Origin of the sequence: Mesotoga sp. HF07.pep.5.2.highcov, assembly GCF_003666285.1 — a bacterium.
Lineage (GTDB): Bacteria > Thermotogota > Thermotogae > Petrotogales > Kosmotogaceae > Mesotoga > Mesotoga prima.
Genome location: NZ_JFHJ01000146.1, coordinates 1 through 2,033 on the forward strand (window position 1 = coordinate 1; position 2,033 = coordinate 2,033).

The window sequence follows — 2,033 nt, forward strand, 5'->3', positions numbered from 1 at the left end:
GTCGATCCTTTGAACAGAGGAGTTTACGCTCAAACTCTGGAGCCAGACGATCTGGGATCAGTTGTCGGTAGTTTCCGAACATACTCCGAAATAACCAGAGGATCTTACAGAATAATCGTTCGATGGGGTGAAAACGAGGATTACTACTACTTCCAGATTGCAGATTATAAGAAGCCTACTTTCTTTACACTGGCAGAACCCACAACCAGTGCCTTCAGAAAAGGAGAGCCTGTCACAATTGATGTCTCGTCGGAATACTACTTTGGAGATCCGGTCTCTCTTGGAAAGGTAGACTACACGATCTACAAAGGCACTCAATACATTGACAATGGCTCTGCAAGACTGGACGGTTCGGGAAAGACCGTAATAGGATACACAGGGGAGCTTGAAAGCGGAGCCTACTACGCGATAGTGACTGTGTCAGATGACACAGGTATGCAGTCACGGAGTGTGGTCGATTTCAAAATTGTACAGGGAAGTTTCGATTTCCTAGTGGATTATAGATTCACCGAAAATGAAGCTCTTGTAAGAATCGAAACCAGGTTGAATGACGATACTCCTGTCTCTAAGGAATTCGAGATAAAGGCCTGGTACGAGGAATCAGTAATTCTAATGGATAAAGGCGAACACGTTGAAAAGAATCTAAAAATAAACGTCTTCAAGGGTGAACTCTCAACCGATAGCGGCGGAAAGGCAGAGGTATCGATTGATCTTAGGCAAGTTCCTCCAGATACGGTAGTGTACTTTGAGATAAATGGTTCGCCTTCAGGGGAACCTGAAATCGTAAATACCTACTCAGTTTACACCGGAGGTTACTATGACTATTATGGGTCGATATTAATCGATTCGGTGAAATCTGCGGAGCCAGGGTCTAGTGCAGAAGTGGTCTTCTACACACCGTCACCGATGGATCTGTGGATCATTTCTGATTTTTCCGGCGAATTCAGTCAATTCCCATTCAGTTCGACTGAAGGGAAAAACACGGTCTATATAGAAGTACCGGAAGGGTATGCCTACGATAATTTCATGTTATTCATCGTCGGATACAGGGATTATCAGATTATCCAATCAAGCCTGATCGAAGTCCAAACGTCTTCAAGAGAGCTATCAATAGAGACTCTCACTCAGGAAAGGTACAGTCCTGGTGATACAGTGAATATGAAAATCCAGGTTACCGATTCCGAAGGCAAACCAGCCGAAGTTGGGCTTACCGTTTCCGTTGTATCCCAGGCAATGCTATCCATATTTGAAGGGGACTACGATCAGTGGAAGGGATCGTTAGGCAGTCCTTTCAACAGAGGGTTTAACACAATCAGCATCAATGATCTCTACTATTCCGCCTACCCATCTATCGCAAAACTCGGAGATTTGCTTGAATCACAACCGCCGGCCGCAGAGTCCAAAGTTACGGGAGGTGCTCCGCTCGGCATGGGCGATCTAGGTGGAGATGAGAAGAGCCTTACCTCTGATGTAAGGGCAAGAAAGCTATTCAGTGATAGCGCCTTCTGGTCTACCGGAACTTTCACAGATGAGAACGGTCAGGCTGAACTGTCTTTTGTAGTGCCTGAAGATCTAGATACCTGGACAGTAAGGACTTTATCTTCCAGTGCGAACGGTGATTTTAGCTACAGTAAATCGAGTTTCGAGACATGGAAACCAATGACCGTCAGCAGTTTTCTTCCAGAGTTTCTTATTGCTGGAGACACCGTTAACCTTGTCTTCTCTGTTAAGAATAACCTTGATTCAACCCTACCTGTAATCACCGGCTTCTATCTCGGCGAAGAAGTAATAGAGGAAAAGGGTTCTTCAATAAAAGCATTTGAGAGCCGTTCATTCAGCTACGAGGTCAATGTACAGGATCTCTTGTCCTCTGAGAAAGATCAGAAGCTCAAAGTGAAGTTTGTCGTCAAGGGAAGCCACGGCTCAGACGGAGTCGAATACGAGATTCCCATAAAGCCCAGGTTTTCTTACTCTCGATTCGGTTCCCTTGATTTCCTTGAAGGAAACAAGACTCTCGAATTCTCAGAAAACTC

At 45.1% G+C, this 2,033-nt stretch carries 1 protein-coding gene; it reads left to right on the plus strand.

Annotated elements, in window-relative coordinates:
• Nucleotides 1-2,033 (plus strand): alpha-2-macroglobulin family protein (locus BG32_RS02895; RefSeq protein ID WP_310793862.1); only part of this gene is annotated, 2,033 nt, incomplete at both ends.